This window comes from Candidatus Nitrosopumilus salarius BD31, from assembly GCF_000242875.2.
Taxonomy (GTDB): domain Archaea; phylum Thermoproteota; class Nitrososphaeria; order Nitrososphaerales; family Nitrosopumilaceae; genus Nitrosopumilus; species Nitrosopumilus salarius.
This window is the reverse complement of sequence record NZ_AEXL02000155.1, coordinates 1-841: the sequence shown is the minus strand read 5'-3', so window position 1 is coordinate 841 and position 841 is coordinate 1. Positions and strand designations below refer to the sequence as shown.

Below are 841 nucleotides of genomic sequence, written 5' to 3'. Positions count from 1 at the left end.
ACATTGCATCTATTCCAAAAACAAATCCTGCATATCATACTGGAATGCTAGATATCAATGATAGGGCATTATCGTTAAAAATCAATATCATGGATGCGACTCCATACATGTATGTCAGTCCTGCAAACATGATGTTTAGTACTATTTGGATTACTGCAATACTTGGAATCTTTACTGCACTAAAACGAAAGAAAGAACAACTCAAAAGGATAGATGACTTGGAGTTGAACATACCTCTATCCTGAAATTGATTTTGTTTACTATAATTTCAGGAAGTTTTTATGGACCGCAACGGCTATTCTCTATGATGAATATTAAAGTCGCTTTTACTCTCTTTGTTTTATTTACTCTTTCATCTATGGTGATTTCAACATCTGCCTTTGCAGATTATTCTGAAGTCACACTAGTACCCGTATCTGATTCTGGATCGTCATATGAAGACATTTGGGTTGAATCAACAGATACTGAAGTAACTCCAAAAGTTGTCCCGGAATTTGGTACAATTACGATGATGATATTAATTATTGCTATAGTGGGTATAATAGTAATAACTGCAAAATTTAGGATTGCATCCGGTACTGCTAAATTAGATACTGGCAATAAACCACCAATGGGGAATGCCATTTACAAACTCGCCATGATTGGAATTATCGCAATCATCATTTTTGGAGTTTCTATGGCTGTCATTGGTTATAATTCTGATATTTACCCTCTTGATAGAATTAGAGGGCATTTTGATGGAATTGTGTCTTCTTCTGATCCTATTGTGATTCGTAATCACTTGTTAGATATTCAAGAAGATTTAGATCTGGTGATGGAACATTTGCCTGAAACTACTGAT

The 841-nt window shown here is 34.7% G+C and carries 1 protein-coding gene and 1 pseudogene; both read left to right on the top strand.

What is annotated here, in order from left to right; translation table 11 throughout:
* Nucleotides 1-245, top strand: a pseudogene (locus BD31_RS08870) (glycosyl transferase); the annotation flags it as partial.
* A gap of 62 nt (nucleotides 246-307) precedes the next feature.
* Nucleotides 308-841: PEFG-CTERM sorting domain-containing protein (locus BD31_RS10845; RefSeq protein ID WP_238536114.1), on the top strand; the 534-nt coding region annotated here is incomplete at its 3' end.